The sequence below is a fragment of the Actinocorallia herbida genome (assembly GCF_003751225.1).
GTDB lineage: Bacteria > Actinomycetota > Actinomycetes > Streptosporangiales > Streptosporangiaceae > Actinocorallia > Actinocorallia herbida.
The window spans coordinates 82,195-108,163 of sequence record NZ_RJKE01000001.1; the positions used below are offsets into that span (position 1 = coordinate 82,195).

The following is a 25,969-nucleotide window of genomic DNA, read 5'->3' on the forward strand; positions in this document are numbered from 1 at the left end:
ATGGTGTTGCCGCTCTCCCAGAGGTCTTCGCGGGCATCGGGGGCGAGGGTCACCGGGCTCTCATCTCCTCGTAGAGGAAGACCAGCCGGGACAGGGCCATGAGCAGCGAGGCCGCCGCGTACGTCCACCACAGCAGCGCCTCGCCGCTCTGCCCGGCAGCCCACACCTCGCGGCCGGTCGCGACCATCGCGGAGAAGCCACTGCCCCAGAACATGGCGGAGCCGATCAGCCCGACCCTGGAGCGGCGCCGCCGCGCGGCATGCCGGGCAAACGGCGGCGGCTTGCCCTCGGGGCTCACAGCTCACTCCGCCGGTCAATCGCCTCGACCCACGCGGTGGCGACCGCGGCGACCTGGACGAGTTCGGCGCGGAGGGCTTCGGGTTCCTTCTCCGCGAGCGCCTCGTAAACCTCCTCCAGCAGCACATCCCGCCAGGCCAGCGCCCCGTCTTCGGCGTTCCGCTTGGCCTGGTCGCGGTACCGGTTGGCGGCGTGCCGGTAGATCGGCAGGCCCGTGCCGTCGCGGTGGTTCTGCTCCCCGAACTTGGCGTCCTGCAGGTCCCGCTCGGCGCGGATCTGGGCGTGGATGCGGGTCTGCCGCTGCCATTCGGAGTGCAGGCTCTGGCGGCACAGCGAGCACAGGACACCCTGCGGGCCGCCGCGGCACTCGCTGCACTCACCCGTCATGCGGGTCGTGCCGGTGACGGCCTGGCCGGTGGCGACGGCGATGCAGTCCGGGCAGAGCCCTTCGGGAAGGTCGGCGAGCTGGCCCGCGATGAGGATGTCCGTCGCGTCGCCGGGCTCGCTGTCGGGGACGACGGCCATCCGGTCACACGTCGTGAACGCCAGCATCCCGGGCACGGCCGAGACACCGAGGAAGGACGGGATGAGGTGCCGGAACTCGGGGTTGGCGGTGGCGTAGGGGCTGGGAGGGTTCGGAGACAGCTTGGTCATCGGATTCACCTGGTCCAAGAAAGGAGGGGGGTCAGGAGTACTGGGCGAGCAGGAGCCACGACGGCGAGGTTTGGAGAGGCGTTATCTGGAGTCGCTTGAGCGCCTGGTCAAGGAGGGCGTCCCAGCCGAGCTTCGGATCCGCGCGGCGCCGCTCCAGGGCAGCGAGATCGAGCGCCTTCGACGTCTCCCAGTCGTTCCGCTCGCAGTGGGCGACCAGCGCGAAGGACGGCTCGGTGTCGTCTCCCCACGCCACGAACTCAACGCCGGAGGCGGTGACAGAGGCCTCGTCGACACCGAACCAGCCGATGTTCTCGGTGAACGTCTCCGACCACTGCGCAGCCTCGACCAGAGTGAGCCCGGCCGGCGGATGAAGCAGGCGACGCTTGCACTGATCGACGAAGCTCAGACACTCGTCGTCTTCGTCCAGCGCCGGGGCGGTCTCCACCCAGGGCACCGTGAGGTTGCCCCACCTGTCGGCTTCCTTGATCTGCCGCGCGGACAGGCCGAGGTCGTATCCGTAGGCGAGGATCGCGATCGGGCTGCTACCCATGGGTTCGGTTCCGTTCGTTGAGGTAGGTGAGGGCGTCGGCCGCGTCGTCGCTGTCTTCGGCGACGGCCAGGAGGATCGGCGCCCGCGGCGGCCAGGGCGCGCACGCGTAGCCGGCGGCTGCGAGCCGCTGCTCGATCTCGTCGAGGACCTGGGCGCGCATCGAGGCGAGGACGGAGCCGGTGCCGTCGCAGGCGCGGGAGGGGCGGACGATGATCCAGCGGAGCGCGGGCTCCGGGCGCAGGATCGTGAACCCGAATCCGAACCGGCCCGGGGTGTAGGGGAACGGCTGCCCGTCGAGGAGCTGCAGGACGGTCTTGCCGAGGCGGAGCTGGTCGGTCACTGGGCCTCCGCCCCTGCGCGGATGGCCTGCAGTTCTGCGAGGAGGACCGGCCGGACCTTGGACCGCTGCTCGGGTGTGAGGCCGAGCTGGTCCAGGACGCGGGCGAACATGGCGACGTAGGAGGCGCCGACCTGCTCGTAGACGTCGATGATGGACTTGTCGACGCCTGCGGTGAGGCAGTCCTTGGCGACCTTCGCGTAGTGGGCGCGCTCGCGCTGGTAGAGCTGCACGAGGACATGCGGGACCGCGGCGTACTTGGTCTGGGTGCCGCCGCCGTACTCGGTCAGAGGAGCGTCGGTCTCCTCGACCTTTCCCCAGATGAGTCCCTCGCCGCCGAGCTCCCGGATCTCGGCCTCCAGGTACGAGACGACGCCGGCCGTGCGGTACAGCTCCTCGAGGAGTGCCTCGGCCGCGCCGACCTTGCGGGGCAGGCCGTAAGTGGTGACGGCTTCCTCGAGCTCGGCGGCTTCGCGGCGCTTGGTGGCGGCGGCGACGGTCTGGGGGGCTTTGCCTCCGTGGCGGGGGCAGACGGCGGAGCCCTTGCGGGGCCAGCGCATGCAGGGGCGGGTGCCCCCTTCGGCGTGGGCGTTGCAGCGCGGGTGGGGCTGGTCGCAGCGGTCGCAGGTGTCTTTCACCGGCTGCTCCAGTTCCGCTCATCAGCGCGGAGGTTGAGCCAGCCGTACTCCCAGGGGGTGATGCTGTCCTCTTCGTTGCTGGGCGGGCCGATCTCGTCGGCGCGGGGGCGGCGGAAGTTCGGGTCGGCGAGGCGGGCGGCGATGGCGGGGCGGATGCGCGGCTTGGTGGTGCACTCGATGGCCGGGGCCGGGGCCGGGGCCGGGGCCGGGGGAGGCGGTGGTGCCTGCTCGATCGGTTCGGGCTGGGGGACGGGCGTCGGGTCGGTGACGGCGTCGGGTGCGGGTGCGTGGCCTCGGGTCAGGCGGAGGAGTCGGCGGAGGGTGCGGGTGAGGCTCATGCGGGGTCCAGGACGTAGGTGCCGCCGCAGATGGCGCGGCGGTAGGGGTGTGCGTTCGGGTGGGTGGTGTGGGTGTGGTGGGCGCGGCAGTGGGGGCAGCGGACGACGTAGAGGGTCGTTCCGGTGGGGCTGGTGCGTAGGTGGGCGGTGGTGCGGAGGGTGGTGATGCAGACGTTGGTGGTGTGGCGTTCGGCGGTGTGGAGGCAGAGGGAGGGGCAGGGGCATTCGGGGTTGGTGCAGTGGAGGCTGCGGGGGCTGCAGAAGGGGGCGGGGGCTTCTTTCCAGGCGGGGAGGGGCTGTTCCTCAGGGAGGGTCACGGGAGGGGCTGAGAGGGCTTCTGGGGGGTCGGTGTGGCAGATGTGGATCTCGGTGTGGGCGGGGCGGGCGGCGGCCGGGAGGGGTGCCCATGGGTCGTTTGTGGGCATGGCGGAGCGGCCCTTCCGGGTGGTGTGGGTGTGGTGGGGTCGACGCCCGCGCGTTCGTGACGCTGTGTGAGTTTCGGGGGTCGTCCGGTACATCCGGTACATCCGGTACCGGGTAGGGCTCAGATCTGGGGATGGGGCCCCAGGGGCCTCAAAACTTCTACTTAGAGTAGTTATATCTATAGTAGTAGTAATAATGATCTTGTTTACTACTATATATAGGGGCATACCGGACGAAACATGACCACCGAGACATCCGGTATTTCTGAGAGACATCCGGTATCCCCTGGCCCTCATCCGGTACATCACACAGCGTGCACAACGAGGGGTCCGCTGACCCTGCCCCACCCAGATCTGGGGGTGTACCGCATACCGGATGTACCGGATGTACCGAACGTCGGTGTTCCCGCAGGTCACAGGCCCAAAGACATCCGGTACATCGATACCGGGCACATACCGGATGTACCGGATGTCCCCCGCAAGCAGCTCGATCACAGCGCCCCCTGCAACAGATCCGGATGCGGCACGAACGCCCCGTCACCCAGCCGCCGGCCCGCCGCATCCGAACGGACCACCGACGCCAGCCACCCCCGCTTCGCCAGGTACACGAGCGTCGCCCGGACCCCATCGGCCCCGAGCTCCTTCACCCACCGCCGGCCGCGCAGCCCCACCCGAACGGCCTCCACCGTCACCGTCTCCGGGCGCTTGCGGCGGATCCAGCCGAGGACATGCTGCGCGGGCTCGTTCAGCTGCACCCCACCCGCGACCGCCGGGTCGGTGAGCACGACCTGGGCGTGCGGGATGCAGTAGTCCGCGATCGTCAGCGCGTCCCGCATCGTGCCCGAGTCGACCGGCTGGCCGGTCGGCAGCCCGGCCGCGAGGTGAAGGATTCCGGACAGTCGGTAGGCAGTGCCGGTGAGCTTGCGCGCCCACCCCTTGATGGGGGCGAGGTCGCCATCGTCGGGGTCGAGGCGCCACTCGAGGGCGGACCGCCATGCGAGGTGCTCGTCCTCGGCGGTCGGGGTGACCTGCATGGCGGCGGGCGGCCGTGGTTCGCCGGTCTCAGGGTCGAACTTCTCACCGCCCGGCAGGACGGCGTAATAAGCGCGCGTCAGGACGCGGTGCCACTCGGCGATGAGCTCGGCGGGGATGCGCGGGGGCTTGGGGTCGCGTCGTCCGGCGAGGCTCTGGGGCTGGGTGAGGAGGAACCGGTTGAGGAAGCCGCGGTCGGTGACCGCCGGGCTGCTGGTGAGGTCTGCGATGACGACGGGCTGGACCGCGAGGCTGATGCTCAGGGAGGGCCGGTCGATCTCGAACGGGTCCCGTCCGATCCTCTCCACCCGGTACGGCTCCGACGTGTCGTAGGAGACGAGGACCAGCTCGAGGTTCGGCCGGCCGTTGTTGTACCGGCCGCTGATGTTGCCGAGGAAGTTGCCCTCGGCGGACATGACGCCGGCGTGGCCACCGACGCGGTGCATCAACCGGGCGAGCGCCTCGGGCAAGATGTCGCCGACGAACAGCTGCGGCTTGGGCGGAGGCTTCAGCTCCTTGATCTCGTTGTTCAGCGCGTCGAGGTCGGCGCGCAGGTCCTGGCGCTTGCGCTTGTCAGCGGCCTGGGACAGCTTCGTGACGAGCTGGTCCCGGGTCTTCAGCGCGATGTCGTAGGCCTCGGCCTTGTCCTCATAGGCGGCCTTCCACTCCGCGCGCAGGCGCCGCTCGAGGTCGCGGACGGGCGGGGTGACGGCGTCGAACGCCGGGGACTTGCCTTCACCGGAGTCGAGGATGCTGACGAGGTAGAGGTTGAGGGCGTTCTCGCGCCACTGGCCGTTGATGGTGGCGTGGCCTCCGACGACCAGGGCGAGCGCGCCGAGGATCGCGAACGCCACGAGGTCGACGGGGACCTGCGTGTAGGTCGCGACGGCCGTGGCGAACTCGCCGACCCTGCCGGGCAGCGCGTCGACGGGGAAGACGGGCAGCGGCCGGTCACGGGCTTCGGATCCGGGCGCGGTCCAGCGGAGTCCGGCGAGTGTTTCTCGGTCGGGAAACCGGCCCGCGAGGAGCACGGCTTCGTCAGTACCGGCCAGGAGCTGCCGGACGTCCGGACCGGTAGCCCCTTCGCCGATAGCGAAGGGGTCATCACCTCCCGGCTCCGGGGTGTCCTCGTCAACGAACGAGGGCGGCTCGTCAACGGGGGGCGGCTCCCACCCGTCCGGGCCGGGCGGCGGGGGCGGCAGAGGCTCGTCCGGGACGGGCAGCCCGCGCGCCTGCGTCCAGGCCGGGATGTCGCACCGGCGCCGCACATGGTCCAGGACCGTCGCGCGCAGCCGCCGCGCCGCACCCGCCGTCGGAGACCCGGCGGCCGCGGCACGCAGGTCCGCCGCCGCGGCGTGCTCATCTCCTGCGTAGTGGAGGTGGGCGAGGAGGCGGCCCATGGTCAGCTTGTGGCCGGCGCCCGAGGGGAGCCCGGTCTCTTCGGAGTGGACGACGGCGACGGGGACGCCGTTGTATCCGCAGCGGACGGAGTAGGCGGAGGTGCCGCCCGGGCGGCGCCATAGCTCTGCGCCGTCGCGTTCGGTTCCGGCGAATGCCCAGCCGAGGGGCTCGAAGAAGTCGCGCCAGGAGGCGGCTTCGGCGAGGGCGTCGAACGGGCCAACGCTGCCGAACCCTGACCTGATCGGGCGGCGGGGCGGAGGAGCAACCGCAACCGAGGGCAGTGTCGGGGCGGCGGGCAGCTCGATCCCCGTGACCAGGTCGGCGAGCGTCCGCAACTCGTACGTCTCGCCGCTGGTCGAATGGATCTGGCAGGGCCGGGCGAGGCCTTCCTTCCGGTTCACCGTGCCCGGGATCCGAAGGACGCGCGTGAGGTCGCCGACGCCGGTGCCGTAGTGGTAGCCGAGCCGCTCCGAGGCAGCGCCGAGGATCTTCTGCCAGCGCGCCGACAGAGCGGCGAGGGAGTCCCGGTTGGTGTCGTCGATGATCAGCGGCTGACGGAGCATCCACCACGGGTAGACGCCTCCGCCGGAATGCACCCACAAGGTGGGCTCCGGCAGACCGGACGTCTCCACGATCTTGAAGGCCGCTGCCGTGTCGGGCGGCAGCGGCTTGTCCGTCTTATGACCGGGCCCAGCGATGTCGATGTCCGCCCAGAACCCGGGAAAGCTCAGCGAAAGGTCCGCTGAGCCGCGGCGGCCCTCCGGCGGCTGCTCCTTCACGGTCGTGACGCGGGCGTAGATGCCGGCTTTCCCGGCGTCGTCCAGGCGGCGGATGTAGTCGACGGCGCCGGACAGCCCGGCCTCGTCGGTGGGGTAGAAAGCTCCGGCCCAGTTGCCGGTGCAGACGATGTTGATCAGACCAGGTGTGTCGCCGTACACGGTGGCGAGCCACTCGCGTGCGGCGTCGAGATCTGCGCGGTTGGTCACCCTGGTCCCTACGTGCTGGTTAGAAGAGCGTGAGGTCGTCGTCGTCCTCGGCGGTGGTGAGGCGCTCTTCGGCGATCGGCCCGGCGCGGGCGGGCCATGTCTGTGCGACCCATCGGCGGGCTTGGGTTTCGTGGGTGGGGCAGGCGCCGCATGCGGAGCGGACGATGGGGCCTTGGGGGTTGTGGGCCGACAGGATGACGACGGCTCCGCGGGAGCAGTACTTGCAGGACAGGGCTCGGGCCTTATCAGTCACTGCCGGGCTCCTCGCGGGAGTTCGCGAGGTCGGCGGCAGCGCGGAGCAGGAGTTGCGCGGTGGTCTCGTCGGTCGGCACGTACGTCATGGCGAGGTCGTGCACGATCTGGGCGCGGCGTTCGTCCGTGAGGTCCGGGGTGGTTTCCCGGATGGTGTGGACGAGGTCGGCGATCCAGGTGGTGCGCGGACAGTTCGGCCTGGCGCAGTGGTGTGCGCGGTCGTCGAGGTCGGGCATCAACGTCCTTCGAGGGAGCGGAGGAGGGGCGGTGCGGGTGGGGCGTGGTGCCCGCACCGCCGCAGAACGTCAGGAGGAGAAGGCGCCGTGCATGACCCGGAACTTCAGGTCGCCCGAGCCGTCCGGGTGCTCCTCGCTGGGCTGCGTCCAGCCGGGGTTGATGGCCTCCTGCAGGTCGGCGGCGAGCTTCCGCATCGCGGCCTCGACGATCCGCGCCGGGTCGTCGAGCAGGTAGGTGATCCGCAGCTCGCCGCCGGTGATCAGGTAGCGCAGCCGCGCGGTGACCTTGTACGGCTCCGACCACTCGAACGGCTTCAGGCCGAGGGTGAAGGTCGACGGGACGGTCAGCTTCCCGCCTTCGCCGGCGCGGGCGTCGGTGGTCTCCTCCCACTCCAGGCGCCGGTCGCCGTTGGACAGGCGGGTCCGGGAGGAGAACTTCACCTTCGTCGAGGCCTGGAACGTCTCGGCGATCTCGAGCATCGTCGCGGCGTCGGGCTCGAGGATCGTCTTGAGGTGGTCCTCGATGTGCTCGGCGAACGTCCGCTGCCCCATGCCCTGCCGGTTCAGCCCGATCCACCCGAGGAACTCGGGCGTGTGCATGGCCTTCAGGGTGAGCCGGTGCCTGCCCCAGCGGGCGCCCTCGTTGACGGGCTCGTAGCCCATGTGGGCGTCGAGGACGGCAGTGATCGTGAGCTTGTCGGTGTTGAGGAACAGCTCGGAGTCGTCGTCGTGGTGCCGCTGCCAGTAATGGACGAAGGACGGCAGGTCGAGGACGGTGGTGCTGCCGGTCTTGGCGGCGGGGAACTCGCGGAACTGGTCGCCGGTGAGGTCGAGGGTCTTGATGGTGCCGTCGGTGGAGGCCCAGGCGTGGTACTTGCCGGTTTCGAGGGCGACGATGCCGGCGGCGCGGGTGGCGGTGTCGACGATGACCTTGGTGCCGTTGGCGTCGGGACGCCGGTCGTAGTCGGGGTAGCTCATCGGTGTGTTTCTCCTGATGGATGGGGTTGTCAGGCTTCGCGGAGCTTGATGGGGTCGCGGGTGGTGCCGCTGTTGAGGTCGACGAGTTCGCCGATGGAGGTCTGGCGGGGGTCGTCGCGGTGGAGGTTGCCGTCGGCGTCGGGGAAGAAGACGGATTCGACGGGCTCGGCCTGCGGGAGCTTGAGGTTGTGTCGGCCGGTGACGTTGAGGCCGCGGCCTCCCTTGCGGGGGGCGATTTCGAGGGTGACGGTGATGCTGCCCTTGCGGTTGTTGGTGGTGACGGCCCTGACGAGTTCGGCTGTCTCCTCGGCGAGCTGGTCGGCGAATTCGCCGTAGTTGATGTCGGCGAGGACGGAGGCGAAGGGGCGCGGATCGGTCATGCGGTTTTCCTGTCGGTGTTGTGGTTGCGGGCGCGTTCGATGCATTTCTGGAGGTATTTGGGGCTGACGCTCAGTCGTTCGGCCGCTTGGGTGAGGCTGTGGCGCTGTTCGTTGATGAGTTCGTGGGCGTCGAAGGCGAGGGCGAGGTAGCGGGGTTCCGGGTTTGCCGCTGGGGGTGTGGTTTCGGGGTGGTCGATCTGGTCGTCGTCCCATTCGCCGGGCGGGAGCCAGCCGGCACGGCGGGCGTAGTTGCGCGTGCGGGTGGTGGAGGCGAGTGGCTGGTCGTCTGTGGTTGGGAGCGTGTCCGCGAGTCGTTCGTAAACCGCCTTGATGGCGTGGGCGGTTCTCGGGGCGACCTTCTTGGTGCCGTTGGGAGTGCGGATCAAGGTGATGGTGGTGTGGGAAAGGCCGGTGCGTTGCGCGAGGGAGGTGCGTGCCCACCCGAGTGCGGAGAGGGCTTGGAGCCTGCGGCGGCTGCCGAGGGCGGAGACGAGTCCGCTGGTGGGCATCGTCTCGACTGGGATCGCGAGGATGGCGTGCGCGTTATCGGTGCTGATGCGGCTGCTCGGCGCGAATCCGTCGCTGCCCCATAGGAGACGTCGGAGCGCACCTCTGGAGATGTTGGCGGCTTCGACTATCTGTCGGGTGGTGAGCCCGCTGGCGATGAGCCTCTGCACGTGGGCGCGGACTGGAGCAGCGTCGGTGAGCATGAGGGTGCCACGCAGGGCACGGAGTTTGTACCGCTTCTCCACCCGTCCTCGATGGGCCCGGCAGATGGCGCAGCGGCAGCCCTTGCCTTCGACGCCGTCTTGGTTGGGGCCCTTCCGGAAACGGGCGTGGCCGTGGGGGCGGGTCATGCTGTGGCCTTGAGTTGGGTGGCGAGGGCGTGTTCGTAGCGGTAGCCGGTGCGGGTGGAGATGTTCACGGCGGCGGCGGCGTCGTGGACGTTGAGGCCGCGGAGTCGGGCGGCGAGGTAGGCGTTGCGGCGTGCGTCTCGGCCGTGGCGGGCGGGGGCGGGTCCTTCGGGGGGTTGTCCGGCGTCGGTCCAGCGCTGGTAGTCGGCGCTGCAGTAGCCGTGGCCGGCGTTCTCGGCGGGCTTGCGGCAGTGCTTGCAGGTGATGGTGCGGCTCTGGCCGCGGGGCGTCGGGGTGGTCACGATGCCTCCAGGCGGGTGGGCCAGGTGACTTTGTCGAGGGCTTGGCGGTGGTTCTTGGGCATGTCGACTTGGGGGTGGCCGAGTTTGTCGAGGCCCATGAGGCGGAGCCAGGCGGCGTCGACGCGGTTGTCGTCGCGTACGTCGGCGCCGGTGCGCTGGTAGAGGGCCATGCGCATGTCGGCCTTGTTGGCGGTGCCCTTGCCGTGGCCGTACAGCTTGAGGTTGGAGGGCGGGACGATCGCGAGGGGGACGGCGTTCTCGATGAGCCGGTCGATGGCGAGCCACCAGAGCCCGGCGCGGTCCCAGGTTCCGGCGCCCTTGGAGCTGTAGGAGGGGCCTTCGACGACGGCGAGGACGAGGCCGGGGTAGGTGCCGGCCTCAGCCAGTTCGATGACCTGCTCGACGATGTAGGCGAGTCGCGAGTGCTGGTCCCAGATGTGGTCGCCGGGTCCGGTGGTGATGGTGTGGAGGGTGCCGTCGGGGAGGGCGAGGCCGGTGCCGGTGAGGGATAGGTCGATGCCAACGACGCGGGGCAGGCTCGTGCTCATGCGGCCCTCGCCTTCAGGGTTGCCTGGTAGGCGGGTTCGTAGTTCTTGTACATCGAGGCCTTGGTGACGCCGAGGACGTGGGAGGCGACCCACTTGGAGTGCCCGACACGGCGGAGTTCGCAGTAGGCCGCGCGGCGTTCGGCTGCCTTGGCGGACCTGGCGGCGCGCATCTTCGCGGCTTTCTCTGGGGTCGACGCTTTGCGTGTGAGCGGCGGGGTGAGTGCTTCGGCGCGGGGGTCGCCGCGGCGGTCGAGGCGCTTCCATCGGTCGTAGCAGGACTGGCCGAGGCCGCGGACAGCGATGGGCTCGTTCTTGCAGCGGGGGCATTTGTCGGTGGAGGGGGCGTTCATGCGTCCCTCCGCGGCGTGTAGTCGTGGCAGGCGGGCCACCAGGCGCGGCATTCGCTGTTGGCGCTGTTGCTGATGCGGGCGCCATTGGCGATGAGGCATTTGGGGTAGCCGTAGAAGCCGGGTCCGCGGTGGGCGCAGCTGCCGCAGCGGAGGCCGGCCGCGGTTCGGTCGTTGGCGGGAGCGGCGTCCTTGTGGAGGGGGAGGTGGCCGAAGAGGACGGACAGGGGGTGCTGGCCGCGCTCGAGGGCTGCCTGCTTGCGCAGGGTCATGCGGCGTTGGGCGGACAGCTTCGGCTCGGTGAGGTTGTTGCTGGTCGGGTCGTCGAGGTCGAAGAGCGCGTTGGTCATGCTGGCTGCTCCTCGGCGCGGGCGACGATGGCTTCGGCCATGGCCAGGAGCGGCAGGTACAGCGTGTTCGGGGTGGTGCAGTGGCTGCAGGGTTCGGGCTCGGCGTCGCAGGGTCCGGCTTCGTCGTCGGCGGCCTGGTCGTCGAAGGCGTCGGCGAGGTGGCTGGTGAAGATCGTGTCGAAGATGGCGAGGTAGGCCAGGACTGCGGCGGACCCGGGCCTGTTCGGGCGTTGTGCGACGACGATGTTGTCGGGGCGGCCGCGGCGGTGGCGGTCGGGTGAGGTGATGGTGATGCTGGACGCGGTGGTGGCCAGGTTCCACGGGCCGGTCGGCAGGTGGTTGTTGGCGGTGCGAAGGATTGCTGCGGCCTGGCGGAAGGTGGTGGCGTGGTTGGTCATCGGCGGCCGCCGCGGTGGCTGTGGACGATGGCGAGGGGCGCCCCGATGCTGAAGAAGAGCGCGAGTGCGATGTCGAGGTGCGTCATCGGCGGGCTCGCTTGAGGCGAGTGGCGAGGTGGAGGATGCCGATGCCGATGGGGCCGCTGGTGCAGAAGGCGGTGATGGCGGCGGTGAGGAGGTGGGAGGCGGTCACGGTGGTGGTCCTGGTGGTGCGGAGGAGGGGCGGGAGGATGGGGGTGATGGCGTCGGTGAGGGCGAGCTGGGTGGAGACGTGGAGTTCGGCGTCCCAGGCGGGGTCGGCCTGCCAGGCGTGGAGTTCCCATTCGGTGAGGTGGGGGTCGAGGCCGATGCTGAGGCCGACGTCCTGGCCGTTGATGCGCCAGCCGGCGCCGGTGGACCGGTCGTGGGGTCCTGGGGGGCTGTCGGTGGTGATGGGCCGGTGACCGATGCGCTCGCTGAGGTGGCTGATGAGGGTGACGGCGTCGCTGATCGAGGGCGCGGTGTTCATGCCGCCGCCCGGAGGGATGCGGCGCAGGCGCGGAGGCGGGTGGTGACGTCTTCGGCGGTGCGTTCGGGGGCGTCGTTCCAGTCGCCGACGAGCTTGATGCTGTCGCTGGCGGTGGCTTCGACGTTGTGGAGGTGGAGGGCGAAGGCGCGGGCGGCATCTCGCGCGGCGGGCTCGGAGTCCGTGCCGAGCAGCCCGTTGAGTGGGTTGCCTCCGGCGCCGACGATGATGGCGCCGAGGGCGCAGACGCGGCACTCGCTGGTGTAGATGACCAGGTCACCGGCCTGCTTCTCGTCGAAGTAGTCGCCCTTGTGGTGGCCGTTCTTCTCGATGACGGTGGCGGCGCGGTCGAGGATGGCGGGGATGTTCACCGGTCACCGCCGAGGGCGGTGACGTTGGTGAGTCGGGTGCCGGCAGGCGCGTCGATCTCCACCAGGGCGCTGTGGCCGACGTCGGGGTGGTCGGTGATGCGGATGGGCCAGTCCGGCATCGGCAGGGATTCGTCGCTGGCGGTGGCGGCGAAGGTCCAGATGCCGTTGTAGATGGCATAGATACGGAGGGTCTCGGTGTCGGTGCCGCCGATGAGGTCGCCGCGCCAGCCGGTGAGGCCGATGCCCCAGCAGTTGAACTCGTCGGCGCCTTCGCAGCCTTCGACTTCGACGAGGTCGTCGCTGCCGCCGGAGATCCGGATGGTGATGTGGTCGGGCTCGTTGGGCCAGGAGCAGGTGTGGGTGCCCTTCTGCTGCTGGTCGCGGTGGTCACTGAGGTGGGTCGGGGTGCGGTCGCAGGTGTGGGCGTGGTTGGGGCACTGGTGTGCGCAGCGGGGCCGGTAGGCGTCGCCCTGCTTGGCGATGGTGAGGGCGGCGGCGAGCTGTTCGCGGGCGGCCTGCAGGTGAGCGGTGAGCGCTGCGGGTACCGGGTACCGGGCTTCGGTGAGGAGGTTCATGGCGTCGTCGACCTCGTTGGTGGCGTCGACGAGGTCGGCGAGGACGTACTCGCGGGCCTTGCTCTGCTTGTCGGTCATCGGTGGTCCTAGATGAGGTTTCGCCGGGCGGCCCAGGCGACGGCTGCGATCGGGTTGCGGACGTTGATCTGGGCGCAGATCGCGCGGACTCGTGCGTGCGCGCTGGGGCGCCTGATCTTGAGTTGGCGGGAGAGGGTGTCGATGGTCTTGCCGGTGGCCAGGAGGGCGAGGATCGCGATGTCCTCCTGGCTGAGGGGGACGTCATCGGGCACTGGTGCCGCGGTGAGCACGAGCGGGGGCTTGTCGCTTTTCGGCTTCCAGCGCCCGCCGCTTCCGGTGACGACGGCGCTGTATTCCTTGTCGCGTCCTTTGCCGATCACCTCGACGGGCGCGTTGTAGAGGACCTCGAACGCTCCGCAGAACACGCACATCACCTCACCGCCCGGTAGGCGTAGGTGATGACTTCGACCTTGCGTACGGGGTGGAACTCGGCGTGTTCCTGGCCGCCTTCGTAGTCCCAGCTGGCGGAGCCCCAGTAGTCGTCCGGCTGGTTCTCGGTCAGGCCAACGCTGAAGGAGGAGGCGAACAGCAGTCCGTCGACTTCGCGGCGGATGACGAGCAGGTCCGTTCGGTTCCAGCGGCGGCCCTCGCCCTTCTGGACGGCCTCGAAGACGAACCCGTCTACGGGTTCGGACCCGGCAACCTCCAGAAGCTCCAGGGCAACCGCACGTCGAATCTTGATCCTCCCGGTCACTGCGGCTCACCTCCAGAGAGGAGGTCGAGGGCTTCCTGAACTGCGGCGCCGTTCCGGCACTTCTTGCAGTGGGGGGCCTCATCCGGGCCGTGGTCGGCGTAGTGCTCGCAGCAGGTCGGGACGCAGGTGAGGGCGTTCCGTGCGACGTTGACCAGGCCTTCGAGCCGTTCGACCTCGGACAGCAGGGCGGGCACATCCGTGAGGGCGTGCGACAGGGCGTTCAGGAGGAGGCCGGGGGAGGACGAGTTCGTAAGTGAGATGGTCGGCCGCTCGTTGGTCTTCACGTGTCGCCACCGCTCACAGATCTCGGCGACCTGCCCGTCGACTGAAGGCGTTCCGATCTCCCGGTGATAGGCGCGGAGATCGGCGGGGAGGTGCTCCCACCACAGGCGCTCACGGGTGTTCTTCGGTCCCGGCTGGTTCGGGGTGGTGTTCTCGATCCATGTCCAGCCGAGGGATGCACCGCACTCGCAGGACACTGTGATGCGGTGGGGGCCGCTGGTGCGGATCCTGACCTGCCCTTCGGTGCGGGGGAGGTGCCCGTCGAACACGGTGGTGTGGCCAGGGCACAGGTCAAGACTGAAGCTGCCGCTGGTTCGTTCCGAGAACGCCTGGCTGTACAGGTCTCGGCCTCGGAACACAGGCGGAGGCGCAACGAGGTGAGAGGTGGAGCGGAGTTCGATCCAGCCGGAGGGGGAGTCGCCTGGCTTGCCGGTCACTTCGGAGGACGTGCAGGACGGAGCGTTGCAGTGGATGCGGTGGATAGAGGTGGTGCTCATCGGCCGCCTCCGTCCAAGGCGATGCCGTACTTCACGTCGGCGATCTGGTCGAGTTCCGCCATGAAGGGCAGTTCGGCGATGACGCAGCTCTCGTCGTCGGTGTAGCTCTTGGCCGCTGCGACGACTTCGCGGAAGAACGCCGACAGGCGGTCCGCCACGACCTTCTCCGTGGAGCGCGTCTCGGTCTCGCCGAGAGCGGCCAGGAGGGCGGGCAGCGTGGAGGTCAGCACGTCGCGGGTGAGGGTGATCATGCTGCTGGTGGGGCGGAGCGGCGCGTTCTCCGACAGGAGCCCGGCGTTGGCGCGCTGGGCGCGCCAGGCCTGGGCGGCGGTGGTGACGAGTTCGTCGGATGGTGCTGCGAGTGCGGCGAGGATCTGGCGGAGCCGGTCGACCTCGTCGAGGAGGTCGCGGGCGTAGATGTCGCCGACGGTCAGGTCGCCGCGGATGCGGCAGTCCTGGATCCAGTCGCGGGTGTCGGTGAGCTGCTTCTCGGAGATGGGCTTGATCACCGGTTGCCTCCGTTCGAGCTGGCGCGGCGCTCGGCGTCGACGAGCTGCTGCGCGCGCTTCTCCAGCTCGTCGCGGAGCCGCTGGTTCTCGGCGCGGAGCGCGGTGATCTGCGGGTCTTCGCTCGATGCGGTGAGCTGCTGGTAGGTGCGGAGCGGGGTGGCCACGGCGACGGCGTGTCGCGAGCGTGCCTCGATCTCGCTGCGGGCCTTCGAGTGGATCTGCTCGATCTGGTCGGCGGCCTCGTCGAGCCAGTCGGCGAGGGCGGGCTGGGCGCGCAGGAGGCCGGCGACGTTGGCGGTGAGGGCCTGGTCGTAGCCGCCGATGAACCGGCAGTTCTGGCAGCAGCCCCACCGGTCGATGTACTGGCCGGAGTGGTCTCCGGTGCAGACAGCGATGATGTGGTTGGACTGGGTGCCGTCGTCGAAGGTGGTCGTGAAGAGGGTGACGGAGGGGCCGCCGCCCTCCCGGAGGAGGGCGGCGACGGCGCGGAGGTCAGAGGGGGTCATCGGCTGCCTCCGTGCGCGGTGGCGACCTTCGTGAGACGGGCGGCGTTGAGCTCGCGGGTGAGCCGGTCGTTTTCGGCCCGGAAGGCGGCCGTCTTCTGGCGTTCGGCGTTGAGGTCTCGCTGCAACCGGTCGGTCTTGTTCTGGAGGTCCCGAAGCTTCCGTCGTAGGTTGCGGACTCGGTTGCTGGCACGGCGGGCGAGGACGCGGTAGTGCCCGGCCTTCGCGGGGTCGGTCTGCTGCTGGGCGTCGTCGTGGTCGATGATGCTGACGGTGTCGGCGTCGAGGGGCAGGATGTGGGTGTAGGTGCGGTCGCCGCGGGTGATGGTGAGGGATACCTCGTTGTCGGCGGGGTCGCCGACGTAGCTGATGCGAGCCTTGACGGCGTAGACGTCGACGAGCTGGTCGATCCGGAAGGCGTGCTTCATCGGTCACCGCCCCGGACTCGCCACCGGACGCTGACGTCGTGGCGGTCGCAGCCGCACGGGCCGGATCCGTGGCAGCGGCCGGTCTCGCAGTCGCCGCAGGTCACGTCGTAGTAGCCGTTGAGGATCTGCTGGTGTTCGACGGACACCTGTCCGGCCGGGGCCGTCAGTGCGGCGTTGACGATCTTCCGCATGCGCAGGGTCGGCTGCTCGAAGTCGAGGTCCTGGCCCTCGTCCTCCGCACCGGGCAGTTCGCCACGGACGTAACGCTCAGCCCGCTCGATCGCGAAGCTCCCCGGGGCGGGGAAGCGGCTGGTGTGGAACGGCGCGGGTCCGCTCGTGGCGACGCGGGGCCAGGCCGCGGCACCGCTGGCTCCGCCGCCGGCGAGGTAGTCGTGGGCGACGCAGTCGTCGGCCTCGCACTGGTACATGTCGTCGTCGGTCATGTCGGGCTCGGCGCAGCGGCAGACCGCAGCGTTCGTGGCTGCGGTCACTTGCCAGCTCCGTTCCGCGCGATGAGGGTGAACTGGCCGTGGATTTCCTCGGCGTCGCCGGTCGGCCAGTTCTCGCCGTCAGGGTTGATCAGGGTGTTCGGCGCGGTGCACCGCCACTCGGTGTTGTTCTCGTCCGTCACGACGTCGTTGGTGCGGATGTCGCTGGCCTTGATGGGGCGGGGCAGCGTTTCGGTCGTGGTGCCGCAGTCGAGGCCCGGGGCCTTGTTCCCGGTCTGGGCTTTGCGGAACTCGGCGATGTGCTCCTCGGCGCACTCGACCAGGCCGGTCCCGGCGTGGAACAAGGCGCTGCCGATCTGCTCGATCAGGTGCCCGCACACGGAGCAGGCGGGATTGCCCGAGACGCTTTCTCCTCCGAGCGTGGCAGTCGGTGCAGGAGGAAGCGAGACCGTGGCGGGGACGTCTCCGCAGGTGAGCGGCGGAAGCTCGAAGTTCATCTCCGAGGCGAGGAGCTGGAGGGCGCGGATTCGGAGCGGCAGGGCGACGGCGTTGAGCGCGAGGCAGTTCTCGGCGTCGGCGAGCTGCTTCTGCAACTGGTCGATCTGCGCTTTCAGCAGGGGGACGTCACGGGTCGCGCGCTGGACGGAGTCCTGGGTCGTCGCGATCGCGGCGTGCTCGCTGCGGAAGTAGGCGATCTGCTCAGCGGTGACGCTGACGGCGGGGTCTACCATGGTCATGTTCGTGATCCCTTCTTCAGGGGAGCCGGGGCCTGGCGGGCGCAATCGCCGGGCCTTTTGGCGTTGTGGGGGTGGTGCGGGCGGCGCGGCGGGCGCTCATCCGGTTGAGGCGCTGCCGGTCGGTCGGGGCCGTCCAGGCGTGCAGCCCGGGGATCGCCGAGTAGCGGATGCCGTGCCCGGTCTGCGCGTAGCCGCACCAGCCGCAGCCGTTCACGGCGGGGGCAACCGTCGCGGCGGGCTGCGTGTCCCACCAGTTGAGAAGTTCGCGGGCCGCGTCGAGCCGGACCGCGTCGGCGGACACCTCGGTGTCGGGGACGACGACCGCCGTGGTGTCGAACTTGGCGGCGACGAACGCGGCGAACCGGTCGGCGATCTCCCGTTCGACGAAGCGCCCGTAGGCGTAGCCGGTCTCCCCTCCGGGGACGACGACAGCCCAGGGCCCGAGCTCGGTGGCGCTCATGCCTTCACCGCGGCGGGCTTGTAGGGGCGCATCGGCCACAGGCCGTCGGCGTCGCAGGGCTTGCCCTGCTTCGCGAAGTGGTCGCGGAGTTCGGCGTCCTGCTTGCGCTTGGCCTTGATCTGGGCCTGGTGCAGCTGGACCAAGTCGATCTCGGTGAGCCGCTGGTAGTTGCGGTGCAGGTCCCGCGCCGCTTGGTCCGAGGTTTGCTTCTTGCTGTTCTGGACGTGCGGGAACTGGAGGAAGAACTCGACGGGCTTGCTTCCCCACGTGACCATCTGCCAGGCGATCCGGCAGGACGCGAGGGCATCGGCACCGGCGTCGTGCGCGTTGTCGAGCCGGACACCGTAGTGCTTGGCCATCGCGCCGAGCTTCCTGCCTCCGCTGTTCTTAGTCGGCCGCCACGGATCGCACAGCTTGTCGAGGACGTAGACGTCGACGACGGGGCCGATCGCGCGGCCGAGACGGGCGTCGAGTGTGCGGAGCCCGTGGCGGCGCAGCTCGCGGTCGAACAGGGTGAAGTCGTAGGCGAGGTTCATGCCGACGATGGGGGTGCCGCCGGCCATGGCCGAGGACAGCTCGTCGGCGTAGTGCTCCAGGACCTTCTTCGGGTCGAGGCCTTCGGCACGCATCCGCTCGGTGGTGATGCCGTGGATGGCGGAGGCACCCTCGGGGATGTCGACTCCGGCGTTGATGAGCTGGACGTCCTGGGTGGTGGTGCGGTTGCGGGCGTCGGCCATGACCTGGGCGATCTGCACGATCCGCGCGGTCTCGACGTCGACAGACGTGGTTTCGGTGTCGAAGCCGAACATCGTCTCGGCGATCCAGCTCATCGGTCCTCCTGCAGGGTGGGGGCCTGCTCGTGGTCGGGGGTGGCTCCCCGGGCCGGGCTCGTGGTGAGCCCGGCGGGGAGCGTGCGGGGGAACGTCAACGGCCTAGAAGGGCGGCTCGTCGTGCGCCGGGGCGGGCGGCAGCGGCACCTCGTCGACGGCCGGGGCGGAGTACTCACCGGAGCGAATGGCGTCGAGGAACTCGGCGAGGTCGAGCGCAGTGGCCTGGTGCGGCGGAACTCCGTACCTGCCGGTGAAGGCCTTCTCGCAGTCGCTGGTGCGGTCGCCCGGCCACGCCGGGACGATCTGCTGCCACAGCTCCTGCGGGCTCGCGGTAACGGGCGGCCGGGCGGGCTGCATGGGCTCGGACGAGACCGGCGTCGAGGGCGCGGACAGGAAGGTGCGGCGGCCGGTGAACGCCCCGGAGACGTCGGACCCGTCCTCCAAGTTCTCGGCGAACCCGGCGGCACGCGCCGCGGTGAGCGCCACCGACAACTCCTCCAGCGTCTTGGCCGACATCGCGGCCATGAGGTGCGGCTTGACCAGCTCCTGGGACCGCTCGCGGGCCGCCTGCTCGACCGGGGCGCTGGGGACGCCAGCGGCCTTCGCCCGCTCCCACAGCACCTTGATCTCCGCGCGGGATTCGGCGCGGGCGATCATCGCCGGGAAGTCCGACGAGGTCGGGGACTCGATCGCGGGCTTCTCCCCGGTGGCGACGGCGCGCGCACGGTCGGCCTCGATCGCCTTCGTGGAGATCGCGCCCTCGCCCGCGAGGAGCTGGGCGGGAGAGACGGCCACGTCGATCTTCGGGACCATGAACTCGGCGACCTTGCCGTCGGCGCGGGTGACGCGCTTGAGCTCCATCGTCAGCCAGGCGTCGACATAGCCGCTGGTCTGGGCGAGGAAATCCGCGACCATCGGCAGCTCGACCGCGGCGTAGTAGCCGTGGGTGGTGAGCAGCCACACGCCGAGGCCCGGCACGTCGCGGAGCATCACGTTGAGGCGGGTGGTGATCTGGCACGCCCGGTTCTCCGGGTCGCACATACACGGCTTGTCGGACTTCTGCTCGATCTGGCCGTCACAGCGGCGCTCGCAGCGGCTGCCCCGGTACAGCTCGAAGTACTGGGTGACGGCGTTGCGCGGCGGGATGATGACGGGGATGCGGTCGGTGTCGGTGTAGACCTCCCACTCCTGAGGTCCGCCGTTCGGCGGCGTCCAGGGCTGGACCGTCCCGCCATACAGGGCGGCGATGGGCTCGAGGGTGGCGCGGGACGCGGCGGTGAGGCGAAACTGCTGGAGCTTCTCGGGCCGGAGGATCGCCTTGCCTGTCTTCGCGGAGGTCCGGCCGGTGTCGACGGTGTGGCCGATCCGGATCTCGCCGAGCTGCCGCATCCGCATCTGCAGACCGATGATGGACATGGTCAGGCCGCCTTTCGCACGGTGGGGAGCTGGAGGGCGTTGCCGACGACGCCCTTGGAGGGGCCGGTGGCCCAGTCGGCGACACCGCGGATGAACTTGAAGGCCTCGAACACCTCGTCGCCGCAGTTCACGGGGTAGAGGCGGTAGCCCTCGGGACGCAGGTGCAGGACGACACCGACGCTGTGCCGCGCGGGCATGACGACGCGGGTGCCGTCGCGGAGCCACCCGTACTTGGCCTTGCGGTAGGCGGACATCTGGACGCCGGCCTCGGGGTAGACGCCGTAGACGTCGCCGCTGGAGGTGCGCTCGTCGAGTTCGCCGCCGGTCTTGGTGTCTCCGAGGATGTCCTCGTCGGGATGGCAGCCGAGGGCGGCGGCGAGGAGCGGGCTCTTGAGGAGGTAGTCCAGGGTTCCGGCGAACCGTTCGTCGTAGTCGGCGACGACCATCTCCGAGGCGGTGAAGGTGACCTGCCAGTCCTGCACGAACTGCTCGAAGTGCTCCAGGTAGGGCCGCATCTCCGGGTCGTTGCGGATGGCCTCGGGGATGGGCTGCTTGAGGATCTTCGTCTCGATGATCTTGTGGGCGGCGTCGCCGATGTGCCCGCGCTCGTCCTTCTTCCGGACGTGGGCCTTGCGCAGCCAGTCGTACGCCTCCTTGCGGGCGTCGGGGTCGAAGCTGGCGCGGTTCAGCTTGGGCAGGTTGTCGAGCGCGGTCTCGGCGACGAGGTTTCCGGCCCAGAAGGTCAGCGCAGGCTTGGGCATGCCGTGGCCGATGATCGTGGTGACCGAGCGGAGCTGGTCGTCGGTGATCGGGCAGGTGTAGTAGCCGTTGCGGGCGCGGCGGGGAATCCGGGCTGCGCCGATCTTCGTGCCGGAGCCGGTGCAGCGGACGGGGCTGCCGTGCTTGCGGAGCCCGCCGTCCTTGTTGACCGGGACGTCGGGCTTTCCACAGGTGGGGCAGGGGGCGTTGGCCGGGAGGTCGTCGGACAAAGGCACCTCCGTGAGGTGGCTCGGTGCGGTGACTCCGGCCCCGGTGGGGGCTGCCTTCCGCACGACGTAGGGGGTCAGGGCGGCGGCGCGGGCCGGGGTCACCTGGGCGGAGACGAGGTCGCCGCGCTCGAACCTGGGCTCCAGCTGGTCGCCGTAGGCACCGTCCGTCGCGACGCCGAACGCGTAGCGGGTGCTGTTGTCGATCCAGGTGGGGTCGGAGACGAGACGCCAGGTGACGGGCTCACCGGTCTTCGGGTGCGCGGAGATGAGGTCACCGAAGCGCAGGTGCTCGGCGGGGACGTTGCCGATGGTCTGGAGTGCGCTCACTGGGGCACCCCCGTCAGAAAGTCGAGCACCGCGGTGACCTCGTGCTCATCGCCGTGCGCTACGTGCATGGACAGCACGTCGAGCTGCTCGAGGGCGCGCGGGGAGTCGGTGCCGAGGTGGCCGCAGTACAGGTCGCAGAGGGACGCCCATGCCTCGGTCCGGAACGGGTGGGTGGGCAGTACGGCGACGTCGACGAAGTGGGCGCGCCGCAGCCGGTATGCCTCGCGGACGGCGTCCACGATCGAGCTGCCCTTGATCACGAGGGCCAGGACGCCGCGGCATTCGTGGTCGAGCAGCAGGGCCGGAGCCTCGCCCAGGACTGACGTGGTCGGGTCGACGGCGGCAACGAGCCGGTTCCGGATCATCGGGCCGCACCCCCGCGCAGGAGCTGGAGTTCGGTGAGCAGGTCGGCGAGGACCTCGCGGATGCGGGCGCCTCCGTCGGGCTGCTCCCACCACGCCCAGGTGACGGCGGCGGCGAACAGGGCGGCGAGCGCGGCGAGCAAGGCGTCGTCGGCGAGGACGAGGGCGGCGGCCGCGATCCAGCACGCGGCGGCGGTCCGGCCGAGGAAGTGGTGGAGGCTGGCGGCGGTGTCGGCGAAGACGATCAGCGCGGCCGCGGCGAGGGCGAGGGCGTAGGCGAAGATCACGCCGCCTCCCCGAGGAGCTTGGCGAGCAGGCCGTCGGCGTCGCGGGTGGAGGACTCGGCGACCTGGAGGTCGCGGTCGGTGCCGATGGTGTCGGGGGCGGCCTCGGACCAGTCCATGTCGCCGCTGTTCAGGGCGTCGGCCTTGACGCGAATCTCGCGCCAGTTCGCGAAGGCCTCGACGGCCTGGTCGATGGGGAGATGGTCGGCGATGCGGCCGAGGACCTTGCGGACGGCGTCGTCGGAGACGCCTTCCTCGTCGGCGAGCCAGACCGCGAGGTCGCGGCGGGCCTTCAGCGCGAGGTACGGGCCGAGCCGGGGGACGGCGTCCTGGGGACGGTTGGTACGGGGGTTCATCGTCGCTCCTGGGGTTGCTAGGGTTTGCGGCGTGCGGCGCTCGTCGCTCCGCATCAGGCCCGGCGTGTTACAGCACGCTGGGCCTTCGCCGTTTAAGGGGCCTTGGCCGTGGTCTTCCTGCTACGGCGTCGGTGGGCACGCTGAGCGTGCGTAAGCGCAGGCCGCCGAAAGGCCTGGATGATCTCGGCAATGTCCCGGTCCGAGAACCGGATCTCCTTGCCGAGCTTCGTGTGCGAGATCTCCTGAGCTCCGGCCTTGCGGCGCAGAGTCGTGGGTGACCAGGCGTTGCCCAGCCGCTCCGCGGTTTCCTCGGGCGTGTAGAGGCGCGCCGGCTCTTGTCGGTAGGCCTCCGGCAGCACGTCGTTCAGCGTCAGGCCGAGAGCCGAGACGACCTTGTGCAGGACGTCGAGACCTGCCTGGCCCTTTTCGAGCTTGGTGACGCTGGCCGGGTTGACGCCCGCCTTGAGGCCGAGTTCGGTCTGGCTCATCCCCGCCGCGGTACGCGCAACGACGATGCGCATCGGGTCGAAGAGCCCGGGAGCGATCTCGTCTGTGGAAGTCGTCACAGGAGTAGACAACAGCAAACTGCCGGTTCTTGCAAGCAGGATCCGGCAGTATTTGGCAGTCTCACGGCTAGGTGAACGAAGTTCTGGTTACCGGCGGGGAACTTCCGTACAGTGGCGGCAGAATCTGGCAGGATTTGGCAGAGCCACGTAGACGGGAACCCACGACCATGACGACGGACCAACCGCCGCCAGACGAGTCACGTGAAGATCCGTTTCCGGAAGCACTCCTGATCCGCCGGAGCCGGGACGCCGTGAACCTGACGCAAGCAGAAGCCGCGCGAAGAGCCGGAACGAAGCTTGCTGAGCGGCGCTGGCGCCAGCTTGAAGAGGGCAAGGAACGCGCGCCCGACAAGACGTTGGCCCACATGGCAGCGGTCGTCGGGGTCTCACCCGAGGACCTGATCGCCGTCGACCGCCTCGAAGCGGCAGAGACGCTAAGGCGAATCCTCGCGCTCCGCATCGCTGAGGAGCCGCCGCCCGCGGCCGCCCCCATCGACTTCCCGGAAGGCGTGAAGGGCGACCCGTTCTTCGAGTGGATCTGGCGGTTCGACGGGGTACCCGAGGCGGAGCGGCAGATGGCGATCCACGGCGTACGCCTGTTCCGGAACCCGCCTGGATCGAGCGCCGGATACTCGCAAAGCGACCGCCGCAGAGCGTGATCCGCTTCGTTGCGTTTGTGTAACGCGGACTGCGAATTCCTGTTCGATTCCTGCGTGATGTGAGTGGATATAGGGAGCCACGAGGAGTCACTGGCCCAACTCGACGAAGACGTAGAGGACGGACAGTGGACTTCACACCTGCATCACCTGCACCATCCGCCCTCAGCAGCATCTCCGCCCACTGGGAGCGGAAGGTCAGCCAGCTGGAGGCGCAGAACCTCCAGCTCCGCATGGAGGTCGCCGGCCTGCAAGCCGCGGACGACGTCCGTCGCGAGGAGTACGTTCGCATCGTCGGCGAACACGGGCAGCCGCCTGTGGAGTTCACGGCTGCGCTCGGCCGAACGGGCGTCGGGCCGGGGCCTCGCGCTGCCTGGGTTCCGCTGGACAGGACCGGCATCTACACCACCGTCCTGATCCTGCCCTGGCAGCCGATCGTCGACCCGTACGTCATCGCGGACCTGTGGGCTCAGGTTCGCGGCACCCCGCCGAAGCGGGTCGCCGAGGTCCCGCGCGACGGCATCTGCTCCTCGATCGAGCCGCTCCGGTTGCCGCAGCCGCTGATGGCCTACACCCACCTGATCGCCCCGCTCCCACACGTCGTCGTCGACTGCGAGATCGAGCCGGACGCACGCAAGTTCGCCGTTCTGTGCCTGCGCGATATGTGGGAGCGCCACAACCGCGCACTCAAGACCGGCTGAACGAAAGGAGCGCAATGGCCAGCGCAGAGAAACGCGGCCTGTACTGGCGCGGCCGCTACGAACTCCCCAAGCATCTGTGGAACGACCCGAAGAAGCCGAAGAAAGGCACCATCTCACGGGATGAGTTCGACCAGCCGTTCGCGCGGGAGCAGGACGCGCTCAACGCCGCCATCCTGAAAGAAGAGGAGATCAAACGGGCTGGACCCGGCTGGAGGGACCCGAAGAAGGGCGACATCACCGTCCGGGAATGGCTCGAGCCGGACAAATGGTGGCGGGGTGTCGATGTCGAACCCGCCACCGACCGCAACACCAGGTACCTGATCGAGTACCACATCCTCCCGCGGTGGGGGGAACGCCCCCTGAACAGCATCATCGACCGCAAAGAGGTCGACGAATGGGAGCGCTCGATCCCTAAGCTCGTGAAGGCGGTAGGAAAGGGCACCTACGCCAAACGCACCGCGAAGGATGCACGGAACCTGCTGTCGGTCATCCTCGGCGACGCGGTTCCTGAGCGGATCGACGTGAACGCCGCCGCCCGGCAGAAAGGCCGCGGCCGCAAGCGCGATCGGAAGCAGGCGGTGGTCTCCGCAGAGCTGCAGGAGGAGAAGTTCGCGACTCCGATCGAAGCGCTTCTCATCGCGGAGCGGGCCGGGATTCTGACCGGCCGGGACGACGAGTGCTGGCTGCTCATCTCGACGGCCTGGACGGGCATGCGGTGGGGCGAGGCGATTGGCGCCCGCCGCAGCTACCTTCAGCCGGGTAAGAGCCGGTACCGGCTGCTGGAGCAGCTCCAAGAGCTCGACGGGTTCAACCTCGTCCCGCCGAAGGACGACTCCACCCGCATCGTCGACCTCCCGCCGTTCCTACTCGCGCTCACCGAGCAGCAGGCCGACCGCACACGCGGCAAGGTCTGCAGCACCTGCTCAGGGAAGTGCGGTGCCACCGACTACCTGTTCCTGACGCGCAACGCCGCCCACCCCAGCCGCTCCGACTTCGGCGAACGCGTCTGGCACCCAGCAGCCGATGGCGCGACCCCGGAGATCGGCGGAGCCCAGCCCCGGCCGAAGATGCCGGTCCTCGAGGATGCCCGCAGCGGCCTGCTGCTGCGCCCGGCCTGGCCGTACGCAGACATCGACGACCCCTCGGCCTCCTACGAGCCGCCGCGGGGCGGGGGCCGGCCGCGGTGGGACGCGCCCTACGTGAGCGGCGTGGGCTGCCCGACGTGCGAAGCGGCGCCGGGTGCGGGCTGCAGGTCGGCGACGGGCGGGAAGATCCCGCAGCACTCGGCGCGGCGGCGCATGGCGGTCGACCTCGACATGTACTACGCGCCGGTGTCGTGGCGGCCGCTCAAGGTCGGGTTGACGCCGCACGGGCTGCGGCACTCTCAGCAGACCTGGCTCCGCGCGGCCCGTATCGACCCCGTCCTCATCAAGGAGCGTCTCGGTCATGAGAAGCGCGGCATGTCGGAGCACTACACCCACATCACCGAGGAGATGCGGGCCGAGCTCCGCGAGGTCCTGGAGAGCCTGTGGTGGAAGGCGATCGACGAGCGGATCCGGATGGACGAGGTCGCGGGGCGACGGCCGGGCTCCCGGGTGAGGCTCATCAACGCGGCCATCCGGGAAAGGATCGCGGCTCGAACGCCTGACTTGCGGGAAGCTCCGACCCCGGAGCCCATCGTTGAGTCCGTCCCCAATCCGTCCCCAGTTCGGCGGGGACGGCGTGATCGGGGGCATCTTCGTGTGGTCTGACCTGCGGCGGAGCGGAACGCATCGAGGTCTCCCGCAAAGTTCGCATCGAAGGGGTCAGGGGTTCGAATCCCCTCATCTCCACCTGAACAAGCGGCAAAGCCGCAGATCAAGGGCCTGATCGACTGAAGTCGATCAGGCCCTTGATCGTTCCGGTTCCCACCGCGTCGCCAAGATTGCCTGACATCAGGCAGCACAGATCGATCCCAAAGATCACTCGAGTCTTCAAGTGCTCGGGCCTGGAGGACTACGGCGCGGTCGGCGGTTCAGAGGAGCGAGATCTTGTCTTGCATTCGGCCGACGTGGAAGAGGAAGAGGCCGCTGAGATTTCGCCTCGGTTGATGGG

At 69.5% G+C, this 25,969-nt stretch carries 40 protein-coding genes and 1 tRNA gene; 4 read left to right on the plus strand and 37 right to left on the minus strand.

Going from position 1 to position 25,969, the window contains the following annotated elements:
* Window positions 1-49 precede the first annotated feature (49 nt).
* The 37 genes from EDD29_RS00550 to EDD29_RS45200 all read right to left on the minus strand — a co-directional run bounded on the left by EDD29_RS00550 (window position 50) and on the right by EDD29_RS45200 (window position 22,518).
* Complete coding sequence (locus EDD29_RS00550) at window positions 50-298, minus strand: hypothetical protein (RefSeq protein WP_123661638.1); 249 nt, start codon at window positions 296-298, stop codon at window positions 50-52.
* The gene (locus EDD29_RS46135; protein WP_211359513.1) at window positions 295-951 is read right to left on the minus strand and encodes a hypothetical protein; all 657 of its coding nucleotides are present in this window, start codon (window positions 949-951) and stop codon (window positions 295-297) included. The genes EDD29_RS00550 and EDD29_RS46135 overlap by 4 nt, the downstream gene beginning before the upstream one ends.
* A gap of 31 nt (window positions 952-982) precedes the next feature.
* The gene (locus tag EDD29_RS00560; RefSeq protein WP_123661639.1) at window positions 983-1,501 is read right to left on the minus strand and encodes a hypothetical protein; all 519 of its coding nucleotides are present in this window, start codon (window positions 1,499-1,501) and stop codon (window positions 983-985) included.
* Entirely contained in the window at window positions 1,494-1,841 is a 348-nt protein-coding gene (locus tag EDD29_RS00565; protein ID WP_123661640.1) for a hypothetical protein, read from the minus strand. The genes EDD29_RS00560 and EDD29_RS00565 overlap by 8 nt, the downstream gene beginning before the upstream one ends.
* Window positions 1,838-2,476 carry a hypothetical protein gene (locus tag EDD29_RS00570; protein WP_123661641.1) on the minus strand — a complete coding sequence of 213 codons (639 nt, stop codon included), beginning with the start codon at window positions 2,474-2,476 and terminating at the stop codon, window positions 1,838-1,840. The genes EDD29_RS00565 and EDD29_RS00570 overlap by 4 nt, the downstream gene beginning before the upstream one ends.
* The gene (locus EDD29_RS00575; protein WP_123661642.1) at window positions 2,473-2,814 is read right to left on the minus strand and encodes a hypothetical protein; all 342 of its coding nucleotides are present in this window, start codon (window positions 2,812-2,814) and stop codon (window positions 2,473-2,475) included. Before EDD29_RS00575 ends, EDD29_RS00570 begins: the two co-directional genes overlap by 4 nt.
* Window positions 2,811-3,131 (minus strand): hypothetical protein, encoded by a 321-nt coding sequence (locus tag EDD29_RS00580; RefSeq protein ID WP_123661643.1) that lies wholly within the window; start codon window positions 3,129-3,131, stop codon window positions 2,811-2,813. Before EDD29_RS00580 ends, EDD29_RS00575 begins: the two co-directional genes overlap by 4 nt.
* A 596-nt stretch (window positions 3,132-3,727) precedes the next feature.
* Window positions 3,728-6,655: a YfjI family protein gene (locus EDD29_RS00585; RefSeq protein WP_123661644.1), complete on the minus strand. Its 2,928-nt coding sequence runs from the start codon at window positions 6,653-6,655 to the stop codon at window positions 3,728-3,730.
* 19 nt (window positions 6,656-6,674) lie between these two features.
* Complete coding sequence (locus tag EDD29_RS00590) at window positions 6,675-6,908, minus strand: hypothetical protein (RefSeq protein WP_123661645.1); 234 nt, start codon at window positions 6,906-6,908, stop codon at window positions 6,675-6,677.
* Entirely contained in the window at window positions 6,901-7,143 is a 243-nt protein-coding gene (locus tag EDD29_RS00595) for a hypothetical protein (protein WP_123661646.1), read from the minus strand. Before EDD29_RS00595 ends, EDD29_RS00590 begins: the two co-directional genes overlap by 8 nt.
* 69 nt (window positions 7,144-7,212) lie before the next feature.
* Window positions 7,213-8,121, minus strand: a complete 909-nt coding sequence (locus tag EDD29_RS00600) for a DUF2303 family protein (protein WP_123661647.1) — start codon at window positions 8,119-8,121, stop codon at window positions 7,213-7,215.
* A 29-nt stretch (window positions 8,122-8,150) separates the two neighbouring features.
* The gene (locus EDD29_RS00605) at window positions 8,151-8,501 is read right to left on the minus strand and encodes a hypothetical protein (RefSeq protein ID WP_123661648.1); all 351 of its coding nucleotides are present in this window, start codon (window positions 8,499-8,501) and stop codon (window positions 8,151-8,153) included.
* Complete coding sequence (locus EDD29_RS00610; protein ID WP_123661649.1) at window positions 8,498-9,253, minus strand: hypothetical protein; 756 nt, start codon at window positions 9,251-9,253, stop codon at window positions 8,498-8,500. The genes EDD29_RS00605 and EDD29_RS00610 overlap by 4 nt, the downstream gene beginning before the upstream one ends.
* Window positions 9,254-9,354: 101 nt before the next feature.
* A complete protein-coding gene (locus tag EDD29_RS00615) occupies window positions 9,355-9,657 on the minus strand; it encodes a hypothetical protein (protein ID WP_123661650.1) in 303 nt (100 codons plus the stop codon).
* Complete coding sequence (locus EDD29_RS00620) at window positions 9,654-10,205, minus strand: Holliday junction endonuclease (protein WP_123661651.1); 552 nt, start codon at window positions 10,203-10,205, stop codon at window positions 9,654-9,656. The genes EDD29_RS00615 and EDD29_RS00620 overlap by 4 nt, the downstream gene beginning before the upstream one ends.
* On the minus strand, window positions 10,202-10,555 hold the full coding sequence (locus EDD29_RS00625; RefSeq protein ID WP_123661652.1) for a hypothetical protein: 354 nt from the start codon (window positions 10,553-10,555) through the stop codon (window positions 10,202-10,204). The genes EDD29_RS00620 and EDD29_RS00625 overlap by 4 nt, the downstream gene beginning before the upstream one ends.
* Entirely contained in the window at window positions 10,552-10,902 is a 351-nt protein-coding gene (locus EDD29_RS00630) for a hypothetical protein (RefSeq protein WP_123661653.1), read from the minus strand. Before EDD29_RS00630 ends, EDD29_RS00625 begins: the two co-directional genes overlap by 4 nt.
* Window positions 10,899-11,300 carry a hypothetical protein gene (locus EDD29_RS00635; protein WP_123661654.1) on the minus strand — a complete coding sequence of 134 codons (402 nt, stop codon included), beginning with the start codon at window positions 11,298-11,300 and terminating at the stop codon, window positions 10,899-10,901. Before EDD29_RS00635 ends, EDD29_RS00630 begins: the two co-directional genes overlap by 4 nt.
* A gap of 82 nt (window positions 11,301-11,382) precedes the next feature.
* Window positions 11,383-11,808, minus strand: coding sequence for a hypothetical protein (locus EDD29_RS00640; RefSeq protein ID WP_123661655.1), 426 nt, complete (start codon window positions 11,806-11,808; stop codon window positions 11,383-11,385).
* Entirely contained in the window at window positions 11,805-12,176 is a 372-nt protein-coding gene (locus EDD29_RS00645) for a DUF6197 family protein (protein ID WP_123661656.1), read from the minus strand. Before EDD29_RS00645 ends, EDD29_RS00640 begins: the two co-directional genes overlap by 4 nt.
* The gene (locus EDD29_RS00650) at window positions 12,173-12,829 is read right to left on the minus strand and encodes a hypothetical protein (RefSeq protein ID WP_123661657.1); all 657 of its coding nucleotides are present in this window, start codon (window positions 12,827-12,829) and stop codon (window positions 12,173-12,175) included. Before EDD29_RS00650 ends, EDD29_RS00645 begins: the two co-directional genes overlap by 4 nt.
* An 8-nt stretch (window positions 12,830-12,837) precedes the next feature.
* Window positions 12,838-13,194: a helix-turn-helix transcriptional regulator gene (locus EDD29_RS00655; protein WP_148085829.1), complete on the minus strand. Its 357-nt coding sequence runs from the start codon at window positions 13,192-13,194 to the stop codon at window positions 12,838-12,840.
* 5 nt (window positions 13,195-13,199) lie between these two features.
* The gene (locus EDD29_RS00660; RefSeq protein ID WP_123661659.1) at window positions 13,200-13,523 is read right to left on the minus strand and encodes a hypothetical protein; all 324 of its coding nucleotides are present in this window, start codon (window positions 13,521-13,523) and stop codon (window positions 13,200-13,202) included.
* Complete coding sequence (locus EDD29_RS00665) at window positions 13,520-14,302, minus strand: hypothetical protein (RefSeq protein WP_123661660.1); 783 nt, start codon at window positions 14,300-14,302, stop codon at window positions 13,520-13,522. Before EDD29_RS00665 ends, EDD29_RS00660 begins: the two co-directional genes overlap by 4 nt.
* Window positions 14,299-14,811: a hypothetical protein gene (locus tag EDD29_RS00670; protein ID WP_123661661.1), complete on the minus strand. Its 513-nt coding sequence runs from the start codon at window positions 14,809-14,811 to the stop codon at window positions 14,299-14,301. Before EDD29_RS00670 ends, EDD29_RS00665 begins: the two co-directional genes overlap by 4 nt.
* Window positions 14,808-15,317, minus strand: a complete 510-nt coding sequence (locus tag EDD29_RS00675; protein WP_123661662.1) for a hypothetical protein — start codon at window positions 15,315-15,317, stop codon at window positions 14,808-14,810. Before EDD29_RS00675 ends, EDD29_RS00670 begins: the two co-directional genes overlap by 4 nt.
* Entirely contained in the window at window positions 15,314-15,742 is a 429-nt protein-coding gene (locus EDD29_RS00680; RefSeq protein WP_123661663.1) for a hypothetical protein, read from the minus strand. Before EDD29_RS00680 ends, EDD29_RS00675 begins: the two co-directional genes overlap by 4 nt.
* Complete coding sequence (locus EDD29_RS00685; RefSeq protein WP_123661664.1) at window positions 15,739-16,233, minus strand: hypothetical protein; 495 nt, start codon at window positions 16,231-16,233, stop codon at window positions 15,739-15,741. The genes EDD29_RS00680 and EDD29_RS00685 overlap by 4 nt, the downstream gene beginning before the upstream one ends.
* Window positions 16,230-16,928: a hypothetical protein gene (locus EDD29_RS00690; protein WP_123661665.1), complete on the minus strand. Its 699-nt coding sequence runs from the start codon at window positions 16,926-16,928 to the stop codon at window positions 16,230-16,232. Before EDD29_RS00690 ends, EDD29_RS00685 begins: the two co-directional genes overlap by 4 nt.
* Before the next feature lie 16 nt (window positions 16,929-16,944).
* Window positions 16,945-17,388, minus strand: a complete 444-nt coding sequence (locus EDD29_RS46140) for a hypothetical protein (protein WP_211359514.1) — start codon at window positions 17,386-17,388, stop codon at window positions 16,945-16,947.
* Window positions 17,385-18,218, minus strand: a complete 834-nt coding sequence (locus tag EDD29_RS00700) for an exonuclease domain-containing protein (protein WP_123661540.1) — start codon at window positions 18,216-18,218, stop codon at window positions 17,385-17,387. The genes EDD29_RS46140 and EDD29_RS00700 overlap by 4 nt, the downstream gene beginning before the upstream one ends.
* Window positions 18,219-18,320: 102 nt before the next feature.
* Window positions 18,321-19,634, minus strand: a complete 1,314-nt coding sequence (locus EDD29_RS00705; RefSeq protein WP_123661541.1) for a recombination directionality factor — start codon at window positions 19,632-19,634, stop codon at window positions 18,321-18,323.
* A 2-nt stretch (window positions 19,635-19,636) separates the two neighbouring features.
* Window positions 19,637-20,950, minus strand: a complete 1,314-nt coding sequence (locus tag EDD29_RS46145) for a hypothetical protein (RefSeq protein WP_211359507.1) — start codon at window positions 20,948-20,950, stop codon at window positions 19,637-19,639.
* Window positions 20,947-21,315, minus strand: a complete 369-nt coding sequence (locus tag EDD29_RS00715) for a hypothetical protein (RefSeq protein ID WP_123661542.1) — start codon at window positions 21,313-21,315, stop codon at window positions 20,947-20,949. Before EDD29_RS00715 ends, EDD29_RS46145 begins: the two co-directional genes overlap by 4 nt.
* Window positions 21,312-21,599, minus strand: a complete 288-nt coding sequence (locus tag EDD29_RS00720; protein WP_123661543.1) for a hypothetical protein — start codon at window positions 21,597-21,599, stop codon at window positions 21,312-21,314. Before EDD29_RS00720 ends, EDD29_RS00715 begins: the two co-directional genes overlap by 4 nt.
* Window positions 21,596-21,952: a hypothetical protein gene (locus EDD29_RS00725; RefSeq protein WP_123661544.1), complete on the minus strand. Its 357-nt coding sequence runs from the start codon at window positions 21,950-21,952 to the stop codon at window positions 21,596-21,598. The genes EDD29_RS00720 and EDD29_RS00725 overlap by 4 nt, the downstream gene beginning before the upstream one ends.
* A gap of 92 nt (window positions 21,953-22,044) precedes the next feature.
* The gene (locus EDD29_RS45200; RefSeq protein ID WP_170201225.1) at window positions 22,045-22,518 is read right to left on the minus strand and encodes a helix-turn-helix domain-containing protein; all 474 of its coding nucleotides are present in this window, start codon (window positions 22,516-22,518) and stop codon (window positions 22,045-22,047) included.
* Between the two features lie 71 nt (window positions 22,519-22,589).
* Between EDD29_RS45200 and EDD29_RS00735 the strand changes: the two genes are divergently transcribed.
* The 4 genes from EDD29_RS00735 (at window position 22,590) to EDD29_RS45205 (ending at window position 25,707) form a co-directional block, all read left to right on the plus strand.
* Window positions 22,590-23,177, plus strand: a complete 588-nt coding sequence (locus EDD29_RS00735) for a helix-turn-helix domain-containing protein (RefSeq protein ID WP_148085813.1) — start codon at window positions 22,590-22,592, stop codon at window positions 23,175-23,177.
* Window positions 23,178-23,302: 125 nt separating this feature from the next.
* Window positions 23,303-23,875 carry a hypothetical protein gene (locus tag EDD29_RS00740; RefSeq protein ID WP_148085814.1) on the plus strand — a complete coding sequence of 191 codons (573 nt, stop codon included), beginning with the start codon at window positions 23,303-23,305 and terminating at the stop codon, window positions 23,873-23,875.
* A 14-nt stretch (window positions 23,876-23,889) separates the two neighbouring features.
* A complete protein-coding gene (locus EDD29_RS00745) occupies window positions 23,890-25,626 on the plus strand; it encodes a tyrosine-type recombinase/integrase (RefSeq protein WP_123661547.1) in 1,737 nt (578 codons plus the stop codon).
* A gap of 5 nt (window positions 25,627-25,631) precedes the next feature.
* Window positions 25,632-25,707: transfer RNA gene (locus tag EDD29_RS45205), tRNA-OTHER, on the plus strand.
* Window positions 25,708-25,969: the final 262 nt, after the last annotated feature.